Genomic DNA, 17,669 nt, shown 5'->3' with positions numbered 1-17,669 from the left:
TCTATCTCTCCAGATGTACGGAGTTTTTTCAGAAATCAAATACTAGTCCTATATATGCAGAAAGTTGGGAAAAGGATTTTCCCGATAGTTATAGTTATATAATTCCCGCAGATGTTGCTAAAGTAGTATTCTCTTCGCTACAGGCTAAAAGTTTAGTCTGACAGTAGTTGGGTAAAATTATCATCAATTTAAAATACCTGCCGATCAACCTGAGATGTTACCCAAACAGGAACCAAAAGCCATTATCCCCAGTTTGATTTTGTAGCATCTTAGCATCTACTCATGAAAGAGAAGTAACAAGCCGCACTATCGCTTCAACTATCCTAGCTTCTTAGAAAAACTTCTTTGGAGACACAAGTGCTGATATACGTCTTTACATACCCAATGACCAATGACCAATGACAAATGACCAATGACCAATGACCAATGACCAATGATCAATGACTAATAATTAATTTATTTCCACCCATGCATGGATGCTACGCCTTTTGTAACCCATTCAATAGCAATTGGGGGAGCTTCTGATATCAAAATACTAGGATAAACTGCTGCACCCCAATCGGGATGAACTAACACACGGCATTGATTTTTGATTACCGGATAGTTTAGCAAAGCTTTGACAACTGCTGTGTCGTCGTGAGGAATTGCTCCGGGATGGGAGAGTAAAGGATAGCCTGTACGAGGGTCAATCAGATCGGTTAAATAGCCGCGATCGCGCAGATTAAATGCTAAATCACAGCCAAATCTCATAAACTTTTCTCGTAAGCGTTCTTTCTCTGACTCTACTTCTGCTGTCTTTTCGACTAATTGATAACGCGATTGTTGTAATACAATCACTACTCGTAAAAATGGCTGCCGTTTCCAATCTGGTAATATCCGTTCGCAGTTGGCACAGATATATTGGCTGGGAGCATGAATTGAAATTTGAACCGCTTGTCCTGTTTCGCCAACTAAATTAATAGGACAGACTTGCTCCGAAGTGTAAACTTTGGGATAGTTCACTAAATTGATTCGGCTTATACAAATTTTTTAATTTAATCTCCGGTATAGATGATACCTCTTAAAAGTTAAGATAAATCATCATTTTTCTATAATATGTTACTTTTTTGGGAAGCAGTTAATAATAATTTGAGAAATTTAATCCGAATTTTATCCTTTATTAACCTGTTCTCATGGAATTTGCTGCGATCGCTGTAGATATTGGCAGAGATACAGCGTGTGTTAGACAAGCTATGTCTATGGTGGTCACTGAGCTTGCCGAAGTGCGGGCTACGCCTACGTAGATGAAATATGTTCGATCGAAATCCCAAAAAAGCAAAGCAGGTTGAAGTAAGCAGAAAATAACAAAAGTAATTATGTCTGCCAAAAAATACTTCAGCTATGCAGCCTAATTTCTATAACACTCAATTAATTGAGTTTTAAAGAATTCACCGGCACTTCATCCCAAGAATCGACTGTCCGCAATCGTGCCACCCAACCTGCTGCTTTTTGCCTCTCAGTCAAATTATTTTGAAATGAATCATGGCAATCTTTGGCTTGAGATTCATTACGAGTGGCAATACAGGCATGAATCATCCCAGACGGATCGATTTGCTCATTTACCCAAATAGTCATAGAATATTTCCTCAATAACTGTAGCGAACAAAGCTATTCGTCATTTTAGAATACTATTAGAGTCAAAAGTTTTAGAGCAAAATTCAGTAACAAATAGTGAACTAACCCCAATTACTGATTGCTAATTTACAATTACCCAGTTTTGCTTCATTTATTTGGCGGATATGATTTATCTCTTCTTTCGTAGCGACGACGGTAGAGTAATTCTAACTGTCCGCCATATTCTTGAATCCAAGCAATCTGGCGCTGGTAGAGTCCGCGGAAGGTATTGGCAAATAATAGTGTAAAGATTGCCACTACCAACCCTGATGCTGTGGATACTAAAGCTTCACTAATTCCAGCTGTCACACCTGTTGTTTTACTACCTCCCACATCTCCGATATTCAGAGAAGCAAAAGAGTTAATTAATCCCAATACAGTGCCGAGAAGTCCTAACAAAGGCGCAAGACCAATAATTGTCTCAAAAATATTTTGGGAGCGCTTGAGTAAAGGGATTTCGGCTTGTGCTTCACTTTCTAATGCCAAACGAAATTCGTCTGGTGTTGGCTCTTGCAATTCTAAAGCTGCTAAAAAAATTCGAGCTAGGGGTAAATCAGTATTTTTGTGCAATTTATCTAAAGCACTAACTACATTATCAAGGCGATAAAGGTGTAGCACTTCTCGCACTACCTTGTTTTGCCGATTATTTATCTTTATCCAAAAGATGATACGTTCGATAATCAGCGCCACTCCTAACAAAGAGAATGCCAGCAGAGGCCACATGACCACGCCACCTGCTGCAAACAGATTACTAATTTCCATTTATTATTTTTTAACTCTTCAACAACGCTACATTAGCAGATCGTTGAGATGGAGTATTTTAAGGCTGCGTTGTAGTCACAGCAGCTTTTGGGCTATCCTTAGTTTGGCCGATCGCAGCTTATATGGAGATACATAGGATGAGTAAGCCTAATTTTCATACAATGAGCCAGAAAGAGTTACATGATTACGTTCTTGCTCATCGGGAAGATCGGGAAGCTTTCTATGCTTATGTGGATAAGCTGCATATCGAAGGTAATTGGATTGAAATGCCACCGTTAGAGTCAGAACAAGATTTAGAAAATTATCCTCAGTTCATTGAGCGTATTCGCAGCAGTTCTGAACCACGAGATGGAGTAGTTTAAGGCTTACAGCAGTTTTTCTGCTATCCTCAGTTTGGCCGATCGCGATCGCGGATTCTGACTAATTTCCTCTTCTTGGGCAATAATTGGCTTTTTTGTCAAGACTTTTAATAAAGGTGAATTTCTTAAACCATGTTTCACTGGGCGGTCTTCTAAACTGTGGAAACTGATAATTGCAATTCTACCGCCAGGGACAAGGGCATTTGGTGCTTTATCCAAAAAGGTTTCTAAGGATTTTAACTCGTCGTTGACGACAATTCGCAAAGCTTGAAAAACACGGGTAGCAGGGTGAATTCTCCCATAACGGTATTTTGGAGGAACTGAAGAAGCGATCGCATCAGCTAATTCTGTAGTCGTATGCAACGGTCGGCGTTCTACAATGCGTCTCGCAATCCGCCGCGATAATCTTTCTTCACCGTACTTAAAGAAAATATCAGCTAATTCTGCCTCATCCCAATTATTAATTACATCAGCAGCAGTTAGCGATCGCCCTCGATCCATTCGCATATCCAAATTCGCAGCTTGGCGGAAGCTGAAACCTCGTTCTGCACGATCTAAATGGTAAGAACTTACCCCCAAATCGGCGAGAATACCATCGAAAGTCTTGGGGGGAAATTCGTAGTCGGCAAAATTGCGATGAATAAATTGTATGCGATCGCCAAACTCAGCTAATTCTTTCCTCGCTGCTGCTAAAGCATCCTCATCTTGGTCAATTGCCGTTACTTGTACATCTGGCGCAGCTGCTAAAATCAAACGGCTGTGACCTCCACCGCCTACCGTCGTATCAAGATAATGACCTCTTGGAGATACCGCTAGACCTGCGATCGTTTCCTGCGGTAACACTGGTAGATGGGAAAATGTCGGTTCTTCAATAGCTAGCTGACGATTCATGAGACTTAGGGCAAAAAACCACAGATGAACTTTAATTATGTATTCTTTTCTTTGTATCTTTGCGGGTTTATAGCTAAAAAATAGTTTTTAAACCACTAAGACACAAAAGAAAATATCATAAACTCAACACTCAGCGTCAGCCTTGGATGTTGAGGTTTAAACATCTGTGGTGCTATTTTTTACCTTTTTTCTGGTAAATCATCGAATTTGGTATCACTTTTAATTTTTTCTCCATATTTAAATGGTCATTTAAAATAAAAATGAATACATTATCGAGAAATTCGTTTTCCTGTAACAAGCTGTTCACAAGTTTAGAGCAATCGGGTTTCTCAAGACCTTCTAAAAAGGTAATTTCCCGCTTTAAAGCTAAAACGTAAAATGGTTTTTCAGGAAAAAATTGCATATTTTTTTGCACCAAGTAAGCAGTTTTTATCTCCGGGTGATGAGAAAACTGCTGACGAAGCTTATTTACATCTATATCTGAAACAGTATGAGATTCCAATTTATCCTTTTCTTTCACACTGGAACGTTCTTGCTGTGCTTTCAAAATTAATTCATGATAATTTACGGCACGTTCTTGATAAGATTTTGCTTCCTTAATTTTTCCTTGTTGTTGAAGAAAATAGCAGATTGTCTGACAACCTTCTATGACTATACTTGAGTCTTGCTCTATTGCTTTCTCAATGTATTCTATTCCGGTTACATCCTGTTGGTTTAATAAGATTTGACCTAGTAAATAATTAGCTGAGGCGTGGCGAGCATCGCGATGAATAATTTCTTCTAATAGTGGTATAACCGCTTCTTCACTATCAAACTCAAATGTTAAAAAGGCTCGTTGAGTAGCTTCATCTAAAGTTAGCTGTTGTGTTTTTGCTTTTTGATTTAAATCTTTTAAAGTAGCTATTGAATTTTGAAAATCAGCATATTTTTGTCGCCAAGGTGTTGCTATTTCTTCTCGCCAAGCTTGACTAAAATGTGCGATAAATTTTTCTAATCTATTTTCCAGCAATTTTTGAGCAGCACTAATTTCAATTGGTGCAAATATAGCTAATTCCTGCTGAGGATTGAAGATGTATTCCAAGGCTTTTAGCCTATCTGTGAGGCAAGGATGGGTATCAGCATTATTAGTTTTTTTGGCTAAGGCTTCCATTAAATAACTACTTGTTATCTCTTGATGAAGTCTCTGACTTAAAGCCTGTTGCATAGCCATATAAGTCATTTTTGGTGGTTCGATTTCTGTTTCAACTTGTTTATAGATGCTAGACCAAAAATATCTTTCTAGAAATCTAGCTTTGACTTCCACATTTATCAATGTTTCAGCAGCATTTTTTTCTCCCGTTAGCTCAACGGCACATCTATCCGCTTCATATTCGTCCATCCGTGCCAATACAAAAGAATAGGCATAAAAAAACGGGCTGTACCATGTCAAGAAACGCTCAAAAATTAACGATGATACTTCATTTCCACCTTGTCCTAGTCCCTTAACAATGCGATACCATGTTTCACGTTGGCGATAAATCCAACCACTAAAACGGCTGTGATTTCCTGATAAATGTCCTAGTTCATGGGCTAAGACAGCCCGAAATTGTTCGGGTGGCAGTGCTAGCATGAGTGGTAGACCCACAATTAAGTAATTTTGCTGCCATCCCAGCAAACCTAAGCGTGGTATTTGGACAACTGCTGCATTAAAATCGTTGGTCAGCAGAATGTGGTGAAACCGTGGAGCTTTTAGCTTCGATGAGATTTCGTTAATTAATGAATAGAGATTGGGTACATCTTTGGATTGTAATGGTAAACCTGTTGGTGGGGGAAAAGAAACCCAAAGCGATCGCAGTAACACCAATGCAAACGCCAACAAAAACAGAACACCTTTCAAAGAGGAGGCATTAACTGAATGAGCCTCAAACATCAAAAAGATAATACCTACCAGCAGAGTTAATGTTACAGCTATAACCAAAAATATATATGCATACCCTAAAGTAGCCAAAAAAGCAACGTGCAATTTATAAAGACGCGGTTGTTTATTAGCAAAAACTTCTAACTTCTGAATTAGCTTATCAAAACGCTCTTGATTGAAAGTCATAAATATGTATCAGCGCTATAAAACTGTAATATAGCTGACACAATATCTCTATGACTTACGTAAAAACTCAGAAGTCGTGGGGCATCCCTTCTCTGCGAGACGCTACGCGAACGGCTTTGCTCAGGGCAAGTGGGTTTGGGCATTGTCCTCTTGTCCCAGCACGATGAGGTGAAAAAAATCCGATGCCTCAATTAAGTGGATATCGAGCTTCCATATAATAGTTGAAGAAGTGCAACAAACTAAAACATTCTGGTTGGCATCTTAGCGGTTCAATTTAAAATTTGCCTTCAGCACGCTACACGAACACAACGGGAGAACACGAAATCTATGACCAGACTAGAAACCCGCACTGAACCAATGGTGCTAAACATGGGGCCACACCACCCCTCGATGCACGGGGTTCTGCGGCTAATCATGACTCTGGATGGCGAGGATGTCGTTGACTGTGAACCAGTCATCGGCTATTTGCACCGAGGAATGGAAAAAATCGCCGAGAACCGCACTAATGTAATGTACGTTCCTTACGTCAGTCGCTGGGATTACGCGGCGGGAATGTTCAACGAAGCCGTCACTGTTAACGCCCCAGAAAAACTTGCAGGTGTCGCTGTTCCCAAACGCGCTAGCTACATCCGCGTCATTATGCTGGAGTTGAACCGCATCGCTAACCACTTGCTATGGTTTGGCCCCTTCCTCGCTGACGTAGGCGCTCAAACTCCCTTCTTTTACCAATTCCGTGAACGGGAGATGATTTATGATTTGTGGGAAGCTGCCACAGGTTATCGGATGGTGAATAATAACTACTTCCGTGTTGGTGGAGTAGCGGCTGATTTACCTTACGGTTGGGTAGATAAATGTCTGGAATTCTGCGACTACTTATTACCTAAAGTTGATGAGTACGAACGTTTAGTAACCGATAACCCCATCTTCCGGCGACGTGTTGAGGGTATCGGGACTATCACGCGAGAAGAAGCAATTAACTGGGGACTTTCTGGCCCAATGTTACGCGCTTCTGGCGTGCAATGGGATTTACGAAAAGTTGACCATTACGAATGCTACGACGATTTCGACTGGGATGTGCAGTGGGAAACTGCCGGTGATTGCTTTGCCCGTTATGTGGTGCGGATGCGGGAAATGCGCGAATCTGTAAAAATTATTCGCCAAGCAATTAAAGGACTTCCTGGCGGCCCTTACGAAAATCTGGAAGCCAAGCGTTTAGCCGCAGGTAAAAAATCCGAGTGGGACGCATTTGATTACCAATTCATCGGTAAAAAAGTTTCCCCCACTTTCAAAATGCCCAAGGGTGAAATCTACGCCCGTGTAGAAAGTGGCAAAGGTGAATTGGGAATTTATTTGGTTGGCGATGATAACGTCTTCCCTGCACGTTGGAAGATTCGTGCAGCAGATTTCAACAATCTCCAAATTGTTCCACATTTACTGCGCGGGATGAAGGTTGCAGATATTGTGGTGATTCTTGGTAGTGTTGACGTAATTATGGGGTCTGTGGATAGGTAGAGTAAATATCTATCTCAGTAATTTTTAGAGCAGTTGTATTTACAGTGCAACTGCTCTATTTTTTTAATTCTTTAGGATTTGACTATACCAGACTAATAAATAAAATAAGCTGTTCCACATTTAACTTGCATATCTTAGGCGCGCGAGACGCCCACGCTACAACAAATGTACAATTTCAGATTATGCAAACTAGATATGGTTTAGCTTACCAATTTCATCAGAGCATCTGACTCTAAAATTTTCAAAGCTTTTAAATCCATACTCAGAATGTTTAATCAGTTTAAGAATGAAATCATTAGGGTGCATTAAAGTAAAAAATATTGACCCTTTACTAACGACCTTTTTCTATGACACCTTCCAAAAACCAGGTTTATCCCGTTATTTGGCACAACGACTCAGTGTCACTAATTGACCAAACTCGCTTACCCAATGAATATGCATTTGTGGAAATTCACCGCAGTGAAGATATGGCGCGGGCGATTAAAACGATGATTGTGCGAGGTGCGCCTGCAATTGGTGTAGCTGCGGCTTATGGAATGTATCTTGGTGCAAGGGAAATTAAAACAAGCGATCGCACCGAATTTTTGCAACACTTAGATAAAGTAGCCCAGTTGTTGCGTTCTACTCGTCCGACGGCGGTAAATTTATTTTGGGCAATAAGCCGGATGCTGAAAGCCGCCTACGAAACTCTGGGAACAGTAGAAGAAATTAAGCAAACCCTTTTTCAAACAGCCCAAGCAATCAACGCTGAAGATTTGCAAACCTGTCAAGCGATTGGCAACAATGGTTTAGCAGTCTTGCCCAATACTCCAGAAAAGCTCAGGTTACTTACTCACTGCAACGCTGGGGCATTAGCTACTGCTGGTTATGGTACAGCCTTGGGTGTTGTACGTTCTGCCTGGAGAGAAGGACGTTTAGAGCGTTTATTTGCCGACGAAACCCGTCCCCGCTTGCAAGGTGCAAAACTCACCACTTGGGAATGCGTGCAAGAAGGTATTCCAGTTACATTAATTACTGATAATATGGCAGCCCATTGCATGAAACAGGGTTTGATTCATGCTGTAGTTGTGGGTGCCGATCGCATTGCTGCTAATGGCGACACTGCTAATAAAATTGGTACATACAGTGTAGCGATCGCAGCTAAAGCTCATAATATCCCCTTCTTTGTCGCTGCACCCCTTTCCACCGTTGATTTTGAATTAGCTGATGGCAGCCAAATTCCCATTGAAGAACGCGAACCAACAGAAATCTATCAAATTGGCGATACCATTCTCACACCTGCGGGTGTAGATTTTTACAACCCAGCTTTTGATGTCACCCCAGCTAAGTTGATTACAGCCATCATTACAGAGAATGGAGCGATCGCACCCGATCGATTGGCGAAATCACAGGTAAAGCAAGTACCGATTGCGTGAAATCCGAATTAATAAAGAACTTGCGCCAAGTTTTCGATAACTCTACCTATTGCTTTAAATCCGAATAACGGAAACGCTATATACGAGATTGCCCCAAAATAATCTCCGACTTTTTAGAAAAGCCGGAGACTTTGTTTTGTGACTACTTTAAAATCTAACGGATCAAAATTTATCAGTAATTTTTTCAATAATTTTATCTAAACTTTGTATTATGACTAAATTCAATAAGCAAAATCCGCAATTACTTTCTCAAAAGAAGCTTTGACTTACTCAAAAGAAGCTTTTGCTTACTCATTTTGGTGTTTTCCGCAAGTAAAAGAAGCTTTGACTTACTCAAAAGAAGCTTTTGCTTACTCATTTTAGTGTTTTCCGCAAGCAAAAGAAGCTTTGACTTACTCAAAAGAAGCTTTTGCTTACTCATTTTGGTGTTTTCCGCAAGTAAAAGAAGCTTTTGCTTTCTCAAAATGCCATTTGACTTACTCAAACCCCAGTTTGCTTTTTGATTTTGGTGTTTTTTGCAAATAAAATGCCATTTCGCTTTTTTAAAATGGTTAATTTATCAGAGGATGTCTGAGGAGTATTAAATATTTGTCGATCTCCCCTAACCACCCTTAAAAAAGCTGGCGTTGTATGCACAAGTTAAATTACCCCCCTTAATCCCCCCTTGCAAAGGGGGGAAACAAGAGATCGAGTTCCCTCCCCTTTACAAGGGGAGGGTTAGGGTGGGGTAATTCGGCTTGTGACTAATTAAACCTAATATAATTAACCAAAATGTTGAATAATTGCCTCTGCAAATTCAGAACATTTCAAGGGTTCAACAGGCGGTTCTAGCAACCGGGCTAAATCGTAGGTGACTTGACTACTCGCGATCGCATCGCTTAAACCTTTCTTAATTAGGTCTGCGGCTTCTTGCCAACCCAAAAATTCCAGCATCATCACACCAGATAAAATTACTGAACCAGGATTAATCCGATCTAAGCCGGCGTGTTTGGGTGCAGTGCCGTGGGTAGCTTCAAATATGGCACTAGAATCACCAATATTTGCCCCTGGCCCCATTCCCAAACCACCAACAATGGCGGCGGCGGCATCAGACAAGTAATCGCCGTTTAAGTTCATCGTCGCCAAAATCGAATATTCATCCGGTCTGGTTTGGATTTGTTGAAAAATACTGTCAGCAATCCGGTCATTCACCAAAACTTTCTCTTTCCATTTGCCATCGCCGTGAGTTGCCCAAATTGAGTTAAGAACAGTTTCAACTTCCTTGACAATTTGCGCTTTTTTCTCATCAGTGAGACTATCAAACCCAGGATCGATCTCGCGGGCGTTTTCTTCCAAGGAAATATTCGGATTTTTTTCCTTGTTACTCAAAATCCAAGATTCCCGTTCGGTGACAGTTTCTTGGCGAAATTCGCTGGTTGCTAGTTCATAACCCCAATCGCGGAAAGCGCCTTCGGTGTACTTCATGATGTTGCCCTTATGCACCAAAGTCACTTGTTGCTTGTGTTTGGGCAATAGCAAGGCGTGTTTGATGGCACGTCTGATTAGACGCTGAGAACCAGTTTTGCTGATGGGTTTGATGCCAATCCCAGAATCAAGAGGAATGCGTTTTTTCCCATGTTCTGGGGTAGCGGGGATCAGTTCTTCATTGAGAATTTTAATTAAGCGATCGCCGATTTCGCTACCTTGTCGCCACTCAATACCTAAATAAATATCTTCCGTATTCTCCCGATAAACAATGACATCCAGCTTTTCGGGATTTTTGTGGGGTGAGGGCGTACCCGCATAGTAACGGCAAGGACGCACGCAGGCATACAAGTCAAAAATTTGCCGCAGCGCTACATTTAAAGAACGAATTCCTCCACCAACAGGAGTAGTCAAAGGCCCTTTAATAGCTACACCATACTCTTCAATTGCCGTCAAAGTGTCTTGAGGCAAATACTGATAAGTTCCGTATAAATCGCAAGCTTCGTCTCCAGCGTAAACCTTGAACCAGCTAATTTGACGCTGACCCTTATATGCTTTGGCTACCGCCGCATCTAGCACTTTTTGGGTAGCAGGCCAGATGTCTATACCTGTACCATCGCCACGAATAAAGGGGATAATTGGATTGTCCGGTACGATTGGTTCACCATTTTTGAAGGTGATTTTTGCTCCGGTTGCGGGGGGGGTAATCTTTTCGTACATCGTTCACACACTCCTAATCGATACGCTGCTATTCAAAAAACCTTATGTGGCAGGCTTGTATATTTTGCTATGTCTTTTGTTCACCAAACCATAAGGCACAGATTTTCCCCCTATTCCCCTTGTACATTATTTGGGGATTAACTGTGGGATTCAGTGAAGCGATCGCAATTTTGTACGATCAAAAATAGTAAACTACTTTTCGCTATCAGTGCTTCACTTTAAAGAATGCCCGATAGCTTACCGCTCTTTCACTGACCGTTAACACAAGAATGGCATGACAGACCCAATGATTTTATCAGGCCCTGCAAATGACATCGACTCCCTCCGACAACCGTTAATGGCTGGGTCTGAAAAAGTCCAACAGCAGATAATCCCACAGTTAGCTGAGTTAGGTAATGAGGGATTAGACGTGTTGATGGAATTTTTACTGAAACGACGTGAGAACCCAGTTACTTGGATTGATGGCAAAGCCTACCAAGTCCTTTACAGTTCTGATGCACCTCAAGCCAAAGAATTTTTGCGCTCCTGTTTTCCTGAAGGAATTGTACCTCTAAAATCAGAGTGCGGGATTAACTACAATTCTTTGCAACAGTTACTAGCTACTCAAGACTTCCAAGCAGCCGATCGCCTCACCATCGAAAAAATGTGCGAACTGTCAGGGCCAACGGCTGTACAACGAAAATGGTTGTACTTTACTGAAGTAGAAAATATTTCGGCTGTTGACTTGCAAACCATTAACAACCTCTGGTTAATCCACTCGGAAGGTAAATTTGGCTTTTCAGTGCAGCGAGAAATTTGGTTAAGTTTGGGTAAAAATTGGGAAAATTTCTGGCCGAAAATTGGCTGGAAAGCAGGTAATAACTGGACGCGATATCCTAACGGGTTTACCTGGGATTTGAGTGCGCCTAAAGGTCACTTACCCCTCTCTAATCAACTCCGGGGAGTACGAGTATTTGCTTCTTTACTCTCTCACCCAGCTTGGTTGAAGAATCCAGAAAAATGATTTTGAGCTTACGGACAAACAGATTATGATCGATCCCACCAACCGAGAATTCTACGTGATCATTGAACGGGATGAAGATGGTTACTATGTTGGAGAAGTTCCTCAACTAAAAGCCTGTTACAGTCAGGGAGAAACAATTGATGAGTTGATGGCTAATATGAAAGAAGTAATTGAACTTTGCTTAGAAACAAAAAATAATGAAAGAGTACCTGCAAATTAAGGTATAGAAAAGAGCGATTGAATTCCATGAAGTTTGAGTGGGACGAAAACAAAGCGGCAATAAACCTTTTAAAACATCAGGTTTCCTTTGAAGAAGCCAAAACTGTTTTCAACGATCCGCTCTATGTTGACTTCTACGATCCAGACCACTCAGATGATGAGGAGCGTTACCTTATTATTGGAGAATCAAGTCGGGGACGCTTACTAATCATATCGTATACGGAAAGAGGAAATTCAATTCGTCTCATTAGTGCAAGAGAAGTAACGCGATCCGAGCGAGAAGCTTATGAAGAAGGGTAAGTCACAAATGGAAGACGATCTGCGTTCAGAGTATGACTTAAATAGTCTAAGGGTTAGAAAGTTCGGCCCTGAACGAAAGAGCTTTGGTAAGACAACAATTCGTTTAGAACCTGATGTTGCAGAGGTTTTTCCCAATGCCGATGCCGTGAATGAGGCTCTAAGATTTCTGATTAGAGTTGTGCAGGACAACCAAGTTTCTGCACTTACAAAGCAGTCTCAAAATTCCTCAGATGGGGCAGATAAAAACTCCTAATGCTTAGTTGGAAGTGCCGCAGATCCGAAACTGAAAATATAAAATCAGATAATGGCAAATGTTCGTCTAGAAGATATTAAGCGTAGATTTAATAATGTCACTGCGATCGAGGATATTACCTTTGAAATTCCTGATGGCGAGTTTTGGGTTTTAGTGGGGCCATCGGGTTGTGGTAAGTCTACAATTTTGCGAACGATCGCCGGTTTAGAAACCGCTACATCCGGCAAACTCTATATTGGCGATCGCTTGGTAAATAATATTCCAGCCAGACAACGGGATGTGGCGATGGTGTTCCAAAACTACGCTCTCTATCCTCACATGAGTGTGGCCCAAAACATCGCCTTTGGCTTGCAAATGCGGAAAGTTGACCGAAAAATCATTGAAGAACGCGTGATGAATGTGGCGCGATCGCTTTCTCTCGATCGCCTGCTGGATCGCAAACCCAAACAACTTTCTGGGGGACAGCAACAAAGGGTAGCATTAGGGAGAGCGATCGCTCGCGAACCTCAAGTCTTTTTACTTGATGAACCTTTATCTAATTTAGATGCCCAATTGCGCGATGATACCAGGGCAGAATTGAAACAACTACATCAACAATTAGGGATTACAACTATTTACGTCACTCACGATCAAGTTGAAGCCATGACTTTGGCCGATCAAATTGTGGTGCTAAATCGCGGACGGATTCAACAAATTGGCGATCCTCAAACTATTTATGCAAATCCTGCTAATCAGATGGTGGCAACTTTTTTAGGCAGTCCGCCAATGAATATTTTGCCTGCAATCTATGAAAATAATGGTTTCGATGTGAGCGGACAGTTATTAGCAATCCCAGCAGTTGTGAAAGGAAAATTACAGTTGCATCAAGGACATAGTTATGATTTGGGGATTCGTCCAGAGTATATAAAAATAAACACTGATACTGACTCAGAACACAGTACTCAAAACTCAGGATTATTATCGGTTGAAGTTAAAGTTGTAGAACCTTTGGGAAGAGAAACTTTGATTCGTGCTGGTTTACCCGGTTCGGCGGTGATGCTGAATATTCAAGTAGGCTCTGATATGCGTTTTCGTTCAGGCGATCGCCTTTCTCTAGAGATCGATTTAAATCAGTTATTTGTATTCGATCCCAAAACTGGAGACAGGATCTTATAAAGAGTTCCTTAAACAGCCAGAAATAATCGCTAAATTCTAACTTTTTGTAGCCAAAATCTAAGAAAATAAAAATTGCAATAGAGACTTCATGGATTAGCTGTAAAAAGTTATATGACTATTAATCGACGCCATTTCTTGTTTTTACTGACATCAAGTACAGGTGCTTTTGCATTAGACGCTTGTGCATTGGCAGAGAAATCTCCTAATGGAAATGCTGCAACACCAAATACAACCGCAAATACAACACCTAATATAACAGCAAATACAACAGGTGCTATCCAATTACCACCTTTACCTTATGCCTACGAAGCACTGGAACCACACATCGATACCAAAACGATGCAATTTCACCACGATAAACATCACGCAACTTATGTGAAAAACCTGAATGCAGCCTTAGAAAAACATCCAGAACTCAAAGGTAAAACTGTTGAAGAACTGTTGCAAAAACTTGACAGTGTACCACAAGATATTCGCAAAACAGTACGTAATAATGGCGGTGGTCATGTGAACCACTCAATGTTCTGGCAAATTATGAAGCCAAAAGGTGGGGGAGAACCAACAGGAAATATCGCCTCCGCAATTAATCAAAATTTTGGCTCTTTTGCAGCTTTCAAAAAACAGTTTAATGAAGCTGGCGCTGGTCGTTTTGGTAGTGGTTGGGTTTGGCTAGTACGTAACAAAGGTGGCAAGTTGGAAGTGACAACTACAGCTAACCAAGATACTCCCTTAAGTGCAGGTAAATATCCCATCCTGGGTAATGATGTATGGGAACATGCATATTATCTCAATTACCAGAATCGCCGCGCTGATTATTTAGATGCTTGGTGGAACGTAGTTAATTGGGATGAAATTAACAAGCGGTTTGCAGCAGCAAGTAAATTTGCTTAACTATTGGGGCAAGAAGAGATAGAAAAATAAAAACTTAATCTTCCGCTCGTGTCAAAATAATTCGTAATTACAATTGGTGTTAGCTGTCTACCCTTTATAATTACGAATTAGTCAAAGAGGCTTTTGAGTCGGTACACCTACGGCACGAGGAAAATTAGCTGGAGTGGTAGCTACCTTACGCAAATAAACACAGTGCCGAATGCTGTGACTCAGAGGTGTTGTAAATTGTTCGATTGATTCAATAACACCACCCAACTGGTTCACAGCATTGTTTAAAGCAGCTGTTTCATCCTTTGTCCAATTACCGCGATAAATTATAGCTAAACCTCCCTGTTTGAGCAGTGGTAGGGTATATTCTGCACAGACAGAGGCTGCCCCGACAGCACGGATCAATGCAATATCATAAGCTAGTCGATGTTGGAGGTGCTGACCGATTTCTTCAGCCCTACCAACAAGAGTTTTGGCATTGGTAAGGGCAAGTTCAGTTAATATATTGTCGAGAAAAGTAATTTTTTTCCGAGTGGAATCGAGAAGAGTAATTGGGCAATTAGGTACAGTAATTGCTACGGGAACACCTGGAAAACCTGCACCTGTACCAATATCGACAATCGTAGGGGAAGCAGGAGAGAAATTTGCTGATGATAACAGAGGTGCAATTCCTCGCAGAGAATCCCAGAGATGTTTTTCCCAAAACTCTTGAGGTTCAACGATCCGAGTTAAATTTTGTTGGCGATTACCTTCTAGGATTAACTCATAAAGCTTTTGAAATTGCGCTTGTTGTTGAAGAGTTGGTTGCCAATTGAAAGTTTTCTGCCAGATTTCTGCCATCTCAGGCAATAGGTTTGTCATTTGTCATTTGTCATTTGTCATTTGTCATTTGTCATTTGTCATTTGTCATTGGTTATTCTCCCCCTGCCTCCCCTGCCTCCCCTGCCTCCCCTGCCTCCCCTGCCTCCCCTGCTCCCTGCCCCCTGCCCCCTGCTCCCCCTGCTCTCACACCGTTGGTAGAGGTTCTTTAACTTTGGATTCTAGTGTCTTTGGGTCTACTGATTCTAGTTCGCCGTGGTTGAGTGTCCAGCAACGGTCTGCGATCGCTAACAGATCCCCAGCATCGTGTGTCACAATTAACAATGTCCAATCTTGTTTCAGTTTCGCTAATAAATTTACCAGTTGCTGACGCATTGACCAATCTAAACCAGCTGTGGGTTCATCCAATAACAGTAAATTTGGCTGGCGAATTAATTGCACTGCCAAAGCTAAACGTCGTTGCTGACCACCACTCAAAGCATAAGGGGCAGCAGAAAGCGATAAATGCTCTAATCCGACTTCACTCAGCGCCTGTCTGACTCTTTCTGACCCTAACTCAGGATGTCCTAAACGCAATTCTTCTAAAATCGAACCACCGCAAAAGTGCCGCTCTGGAAACTGAAATACTAACCCGGCTAATTGTTGTAACTGTTCAGCTATAAGTTCTTGTTCCCGCCAGAAGAGTGCGCCAGTAGTGGGTTCGGCTAGTCCCGACAAAATTTCTAGTAAGGTACTTTTACCGGAACCACTCGGGCCAATAATCAGACCTAGCTGCTGGGGTGCTAATTCTAAATTGATCGATTTGAGAATCGCTGTTGGGCACGCTGTGGGATGATAATTTACATTTCGGAGATAAAGCATTTGTTAAAATTACCAAAAAGTCAGCAAATTACTGATTAGCTACACTGAGAGTATCTGGAAAATTCTAGAAAAAATTTACAGCGTATTACCTGGATTAACACCTTAATTTAGCAGCAAGAATTATCCACTTTTTCTCCATTGTGGCAGACTAAGCCTGAAATAATGGCTAGAGCAAGCCTGGAAATATAGAAAGATTACCAATATATAAAAAAATTTTGGTTGAAGCAAAGGCAAGTTGAAATTAACCATTTTTGCATTCTAAGTAACACATACAACTATTTCAACCGCAATTATTCTGAGGGTAAAAATGATTAAAAGGTTTTTTTCGCCTCGATTAGTAGTGTCTGCTCAACTCATTACCCTTGCTCAGACTGCTTTTGCAGCTGCTTTCGTACTTAATCTGTGGGTAAATCCCTCCTTCGCTGGCGATCCGTTTCGCGATCGCGAACCTCATCAAATTGGCGACCAAACAGAAGCAGCTTTTAAAGCAATTTTCCAACAGGGCAACTATCCAGCAGCACAGCGTTATTTGGAACAAGCACTATCCAAAGAGCCAAATGAACCTCTAGCTTATGCCATGAGCGCATCTTTAGCATACGGAAATAAAGATTGGGCTAAACTAGATACTTACAGCCAAAAAACTCTAGAAACTGGACAAAAACTGATTTCTAGCGATCCATTGCGTGGTAATTTATACACTGCTGTTGGTCATTTTTTAGAAGGTGCAACAATTATCACTCGTGAGGGTACAGTCAACGGTGTGCCGCAAGTCTTTAGTCGGTTGCGGCAAGTTTATGAATATTTAGACAAAGCCGAAGCAATTTCTGCCAACGATCCAGAACTGAATTTAATCAAGGGTTATATGGATTTATTGTTAGCGGTTAATTTGCCTTTTGCTAGTCCAGATCAGGCAATTGGACGCTTAGAAAAAAATGCTGCTCCTCAATATTTAGTAGATCGGGGTATTGCTCTTGCTTACCGGGATTTAAAACGGTATCCACAGGCGCTAGAGTATGTCAACCGGGCAATCAAAACGACATCCGATAATCCAGAAATTTATTATCTTAAAGCCCAAATACTGAAGCGACTGGGGCAAAGAGAAAAAAGTCAGCAGATGATCCAGGAAGCGATCGCTAATTTTGACAAAGCATTGACTAAAAAATCTCAACTCCCAGGCGATTTAGTCAAACAAATTGAACGCGAACGCAGAAGTGCTGTTAGCCTTAAGAATCCTGGATAATTGGGCATTGGGCATTGGGCATTGGGCATTGGGCATTGGGCATTGGGCATTGGCGATTAAGTTTTATTCTCTATTCCCTAT

Annotated in this window: 20 protein-coding genes; 10 read left to right on the top strand and 10 right to left on the bottom strand. The window is 41.3% G+C overall.

Annotated elements, in window-relative coordinates; translation table 11 throughout:
* Positions 1-456: 456 nt before the first annotated feature.
* The 4 genes from RM368_RS08025 to RM368_RS08010 form a co-directional block, all read right to left on the bottom strand.
* Positions 457-1,002 carry a methylmalonic aciduria and homocystinuria type D protein gene (locus RM368_RS08025; protein WP_322693589.1) on the bottom strand — a complete coding sequence of 182 codons (546 nt, stop codon included), beginning with the start codon at positions 1,000-1,002 and terminating at the stop codon, positions 457-459.
* Between the two features lie 157 nt (positions 1,003-1,159).
* A complete protein-coding gene (locus RM368_RS08020) occupies positions 1,160-1,366 on the bottom strand; it encodes a hypothetical protein (protein WP_322693588.1) in 207 nt (68 codons plus the stop codon).
* A 41-nt stretch (positions 1,367-1,407) separates the two neighbouring features.
* Positions 1,408-1,614: a glycogen debranching protein gene (locus RM368_RS08015; RefSeq protein WP_194046500.1), complete on the bottom strand. Its 207-nt coding sequence runs from the start codon at positions 1,612-1,614 to the stop codon at positions 1,408-1,410.
* 147 nt (positions 1,615-1,761) lie between these two features.
* Positions 1,762-2,415, bottom strand: coding sequence for a MotA/TolQ/ExbB proton channel family protein (locus RM368_RS08010; protein ID WP_322693587.1), 654 nt, complete (start codon positions 2,413-2,415; stop codon positions 1,762-1,764).
* Between the two features lie 137 nt (positions 2,416-2,552).
* Here RM368_RS08010 and RM368_RS08005 point away from each other — a divergent pair, with 137 nt between their 5' ends.
* Positions 2,553-2,777: a DUF6887 family protein gene (locus tag RM368_RS08005; RefSeq protein ID WP_322693586.1), complete on the top strand. Its 225-nt coding sequence runs from the start codon at positions 2,553-2,555 to the stop codon at positions 2,775-2,777.
* A gap of 3 nt (positions 2,778-2,780) precedes the next feature.
* Here RM368_RS08005 and rsmH read toward each other — a convergent pair whose 3' ends face one another.
* Together rsmH and RM368_RS07995 are read right to left on the bottom strand one after the other, a co-directional pair.
* A complete protein-coding gene (rsmH, locus tag RM368_RS08000; protein WP_322693585.1) occupies positions 2,781-3,665 on the bottom strand; it encodes a 16S rRNA (cytosine(1402)-N(4))-methyltransferase RsmH in 885 nt (294 codons plus the stop codon).
* 172 nt (positions 3,666-3,837) lie between these two features.
* Entirely contained in the window at positions 3,838-5,748 is a 1,911-nt protein-coding gene (locus RM368_RS07995; RefSeq protein ID WP_322693584.1) for a M48 family metallopeptidase, read from the bottom strand.
* A 327-nt stretch (positions 5,749-6,075) separates the two neighbouring features.
* On the opposite strand from RM368_RS07995, the gene RM368_RS07990 reads away from it, so the two are divergent.
* Positions 6,076-7,260 carry an NAD(P)H-quinone oxidoreductase subunit H gene (locus tag RM368_RS07990; RefSeq protein WP_194041009.1) on the top strand — a complete coding sequence of 395 codons (1,185 nt, stop codon included), beginning with the start codon at positions 6,076-6,078 and terminating at the stop codon, positions 7,258-7,260.
* Positions 7,261-7,607: 347 nt separating this feature from the next.
* The gene (gene mtnA / locus RM368_RS07985; protein WP_322693583.1) at positions 7,608-8,675 is read left to right on the top strand and encodes an S-methyl-5-thioribose-1-phosphate isomerase; all 1,068 of its coding nucleotides are present in this window, start codon (positions 7,608-7,610) and stop codon (positions 8,673-8,675) included.
* A gap of 241 nt (positions 8,676-8,916) precedes the next feature.
* Here the strand turns inward: mtnA and RM368_RS07980 are convergent, their stop codons facing one another.
* Positions 8,917-9,096: a hypothetical protein gene (locus tag RM368_RS07980; RefSeq protein ID WP_322693582.1), complete on the bottom strand. Its 180-nt coding sequence runs from the start codon at positions 9,094-9,096 to the stop codon at positions 8,917-8,919.
* Between the two features lie 341 nt (positions 9,097-9,437).
* Positions 9,438-10,859 (bottom strand): NADP-dependent isocitrate dehydrogenase, encoded by a 1,422-nt coding sequence (locus RM368_RS07975; protein WP_322693581.1) that lies wholly within the window; start codon positions 10,857-10,859, stop codon positions 9,438-9,440.
* 274 nt (positions 10,860-11,133) lie between these two features.
* Here RM368_RS07975 and RM368_RS07970 point away from each other — a divergent pair, with 274 nt between their 5' ends.
* The 6 genes from RM368_RS07970 (at position 11,134) to RM368_RS07945 (ending at position 14,680) form a co-directional block, all read left to right on the top strand.
* Positions 11,134-11,862 carry a GUN4 domain-containing protein gene (locus RM368_RS07970; protein WP_322693580.1) on the top strand — a complete coding sequence of 243 codons (729 nt, stop codon included), beginning with the start codon at positions 11,134-11,136 and terminating at the stop codon, positions 11,860-11,862.
* 25 nt (positions 11,863-11,887) lie between these two features.
* Positions 11,888-12,082, top strand: a complete 195-nt coding sequence (locus tag RM368_RS07965; protein ID WP_322693579.1) for a type II toxin-antitoxin system HicB family antitoxin — start codon at positions 11,888-11,890, stop codon at positions 12,080-12,082.
* Positions 12,083-12,108: 26 nt separating this feature from the next.
* Entirely contained in the window at positions 12,109-12,381 is a 273-nt protein-coding gene (locus RM368_RS07960) for a BrnT family toxin (RefSeq protein WP_322693578.1), read from the top strand.
* A gap of 7 nt (positions 12,382-12,388) precedes the next feature.
* A complete protein-coding gene (locus RM368_RS07955) occupies positions 12,389-12,634 on the top strand; it encodes a hypothetical protein (RefSeq protein WP_322693577.1) in 246 nt (81 codons plus the stop codon).
* Between the two features lie 51 nt (positions 12,635-12,685).
* On the top strand, positions 12,686-13,789 hold the full coding sequence (locus RM368_RS07950; RefSeq protein ID WP_322693576.1) for an ABC transporter ATP-binding protein: 1,104 nt from the start codon (positions 12,686-12,688) through the stop codon (positions 13,787-13,789).
* Positions 13,790-13,900: 111 nt separating this feature from the next.
* Positions 13,901-14,680 (top strand): superoxide dismutase, encoded by a 780-nt coding sequence (locus tag RM368_RS07945; protein ID WP_322693575.1) that lies wholly within the window; start codon positions 13,901-13,903, stop codon positions 14,678-14,680.
* 111 nt (positions 14,681-14,791) lie between these two features.
* Here RM368_RS07945 and rsmG read toward each other — a convergent pair whose 3' ends face one another.
* A complete protein-coding gene (gene rsmG, locus RM368_RS07940; protein WP_322693574.1) occupies positions 14,792-15,529 on the bottom strand; it encodes a 16S rRNA (guanine(527)-N(7))-methyltransferase RsmG in 738 nt (245 codons plus the stop codon).
* A gap of 144 nt (positions 15,530-15,673) precedes the next feature.
* The gene (locus RM368_RS07935; protein ID WP_322693573.1) at positions 15,674-16,348 is read right to left on the bottom strand and encodes an energy-coupling factor ABC transporter ATP-binding protein; all 675 of its coding nucleotides are present in this window, start codon (positions 16,346-16,348) and stop codon (positions 15,674-15,676) included.
* A gap of 307 nt (positions 16,349-16,655) precedes the next feature.
* Here RM368_RS07935 and RM368_RS07930 point away from each other — a divergent pair, with 307 nt between their 5' ends.
* Entirely contained in the window at positions 16,656-17,588 is a 933-nt protein-coding gene (locus RM368_RS07930) for a Sll0314/Alr1548 family TPR repeat-containing protein (protein WP_322693572.1), read from the top strand.
* The last annotated feature ends 81 nt before the right edge of the window (positions 17,589-17,669 follow it).

It is taken from the genome of Nostoc sp. DedSLP03 (assembly GCF_034530815.1).
GTDB lineage: Bacteria > Cyanobacteriota > Cyanobacteriia > Cyanobacteriales > Nostocaceae > Nostoc.
This window is presented reverse-complemented; position numbering and strand designations above follow the sequence as displayed.

Coding starts and splice junctions, on each gene's coding strand:
- RM368_RS07960 (WP_322693578.1), top strand. CDS start 12,109: ATGAAGTTTGAGTGGGACGAAAACAAAGCGGCAATAAACCTTTTAAAA.
- RM368_RS07930 (WP_322693572.1), top strand. CDS start 16,656: ATGATTAAAAGGTTTTTTTCGCCTCGATTAGTAGTGTCTGCTCAACTC.
- rsmH (WP_322693585.1), bottom strand. CDS start 3,665: ATGAATCGTCAGCTAGCTATTGAAGAACCGACATTTTCCCATCTACCA.
- RM368_RS07990 (WP_194041009.1), top strand. CDS start 6,076: ATGACCAGACTAGAAACCCGCACTGAACCAATGGTGCTAAACATGGGG.
- rsmG (WP_322693574.1), bottom strand. CDS start 15,529: ATGACAAACCTATTGCCTGAGATGGCAGAAATCTGGCAGAAAACTTTC.
- RM368_RS08015 (WP_194046500.1), bottom strand. CDS start 1,614: ATGACTATTTGGGTAAATGAGCAAATCGATCCGTCTGGGATGATTCAT.
- RM368_RS07975 (WP_322693581.1), bottom strand. CDS start 10,859: ATGTACGAAAAGATTACCCCCCCCGCAACCGGAGCAAAAATCACCTTC.
- RM368_RS07965 (WP_322693579.1), top strand. CDS start 11,888: ATGATCGATCCCACCAACCGAGAATTCTACGTGATCATTGAACGGGAT.
- RM368_RS08005 (WP_322693586.1), top strand. CDS start 2,553: ATGAGTAAGCCTAATTTTCATACAATGAGCCAGAAAGAGTTACATGAT.
- RM368_RS07980 (WP_322693582.1), bottom strand. CDS start 9,096: ATGAGTAAGCAAAAGCTTCTTTTGAGTAAGTCAAAGCTTCTTTTGCTT.
- RM368_RS07950 (WP_322693576.1), top strand. CDS start 12,686: ATGGCAAATGTTCGTCTAGAAGATATTAAGCGTAGATTTAATAATGTC.
- mtnA (WP_322693583.1), top strand. CDS start 7,608: ATGACACCTTCCAAAAACCAGGTTTATCCCGTTATTTGGCACAACGAC.
- RM368_RS07955 (WP_322693577.1), top strand. CDS start 12,389: ATGGAAGACGATCTGCGTTCAGAGTATGACTTAAATAGTCTAAGGGTT.
- RM368_RS07995 (WP_322693584.1), bottom strand. CDS start 5,748: ATGACTTTCAATCAAGAGCGTTTTGATAAGCTAATTCAGAAGTTAGAA.
- RM368_RS07935 (WP_322693573.1), bottom strand. CDS start 16,348: ATGCTTTATCTCCGAAATGTAAATTATCATCCCACAGCGTGCCCAACA.
- RM368_RS07970 (WP_322693580.1), top strand. CDS start 11,134: ATGACAGACCCAATGATTTTATCAGGCCCTGCAAATGACATCGACTCC.
- RM368_RS07945 (WP_322693575.1), top strand. CDS start 13,901: ATGACTATTAATCGACGCCATTTCTTGTTTTTACTGACATCAAGTACA.
- RM368_RS08010 (WP_322693587.1), bottom strand. CDS start 2,415: ATGGAAATTAGTAATCTGTTTGCAGCAGGTGGCGTGGTCATGTGGCCT.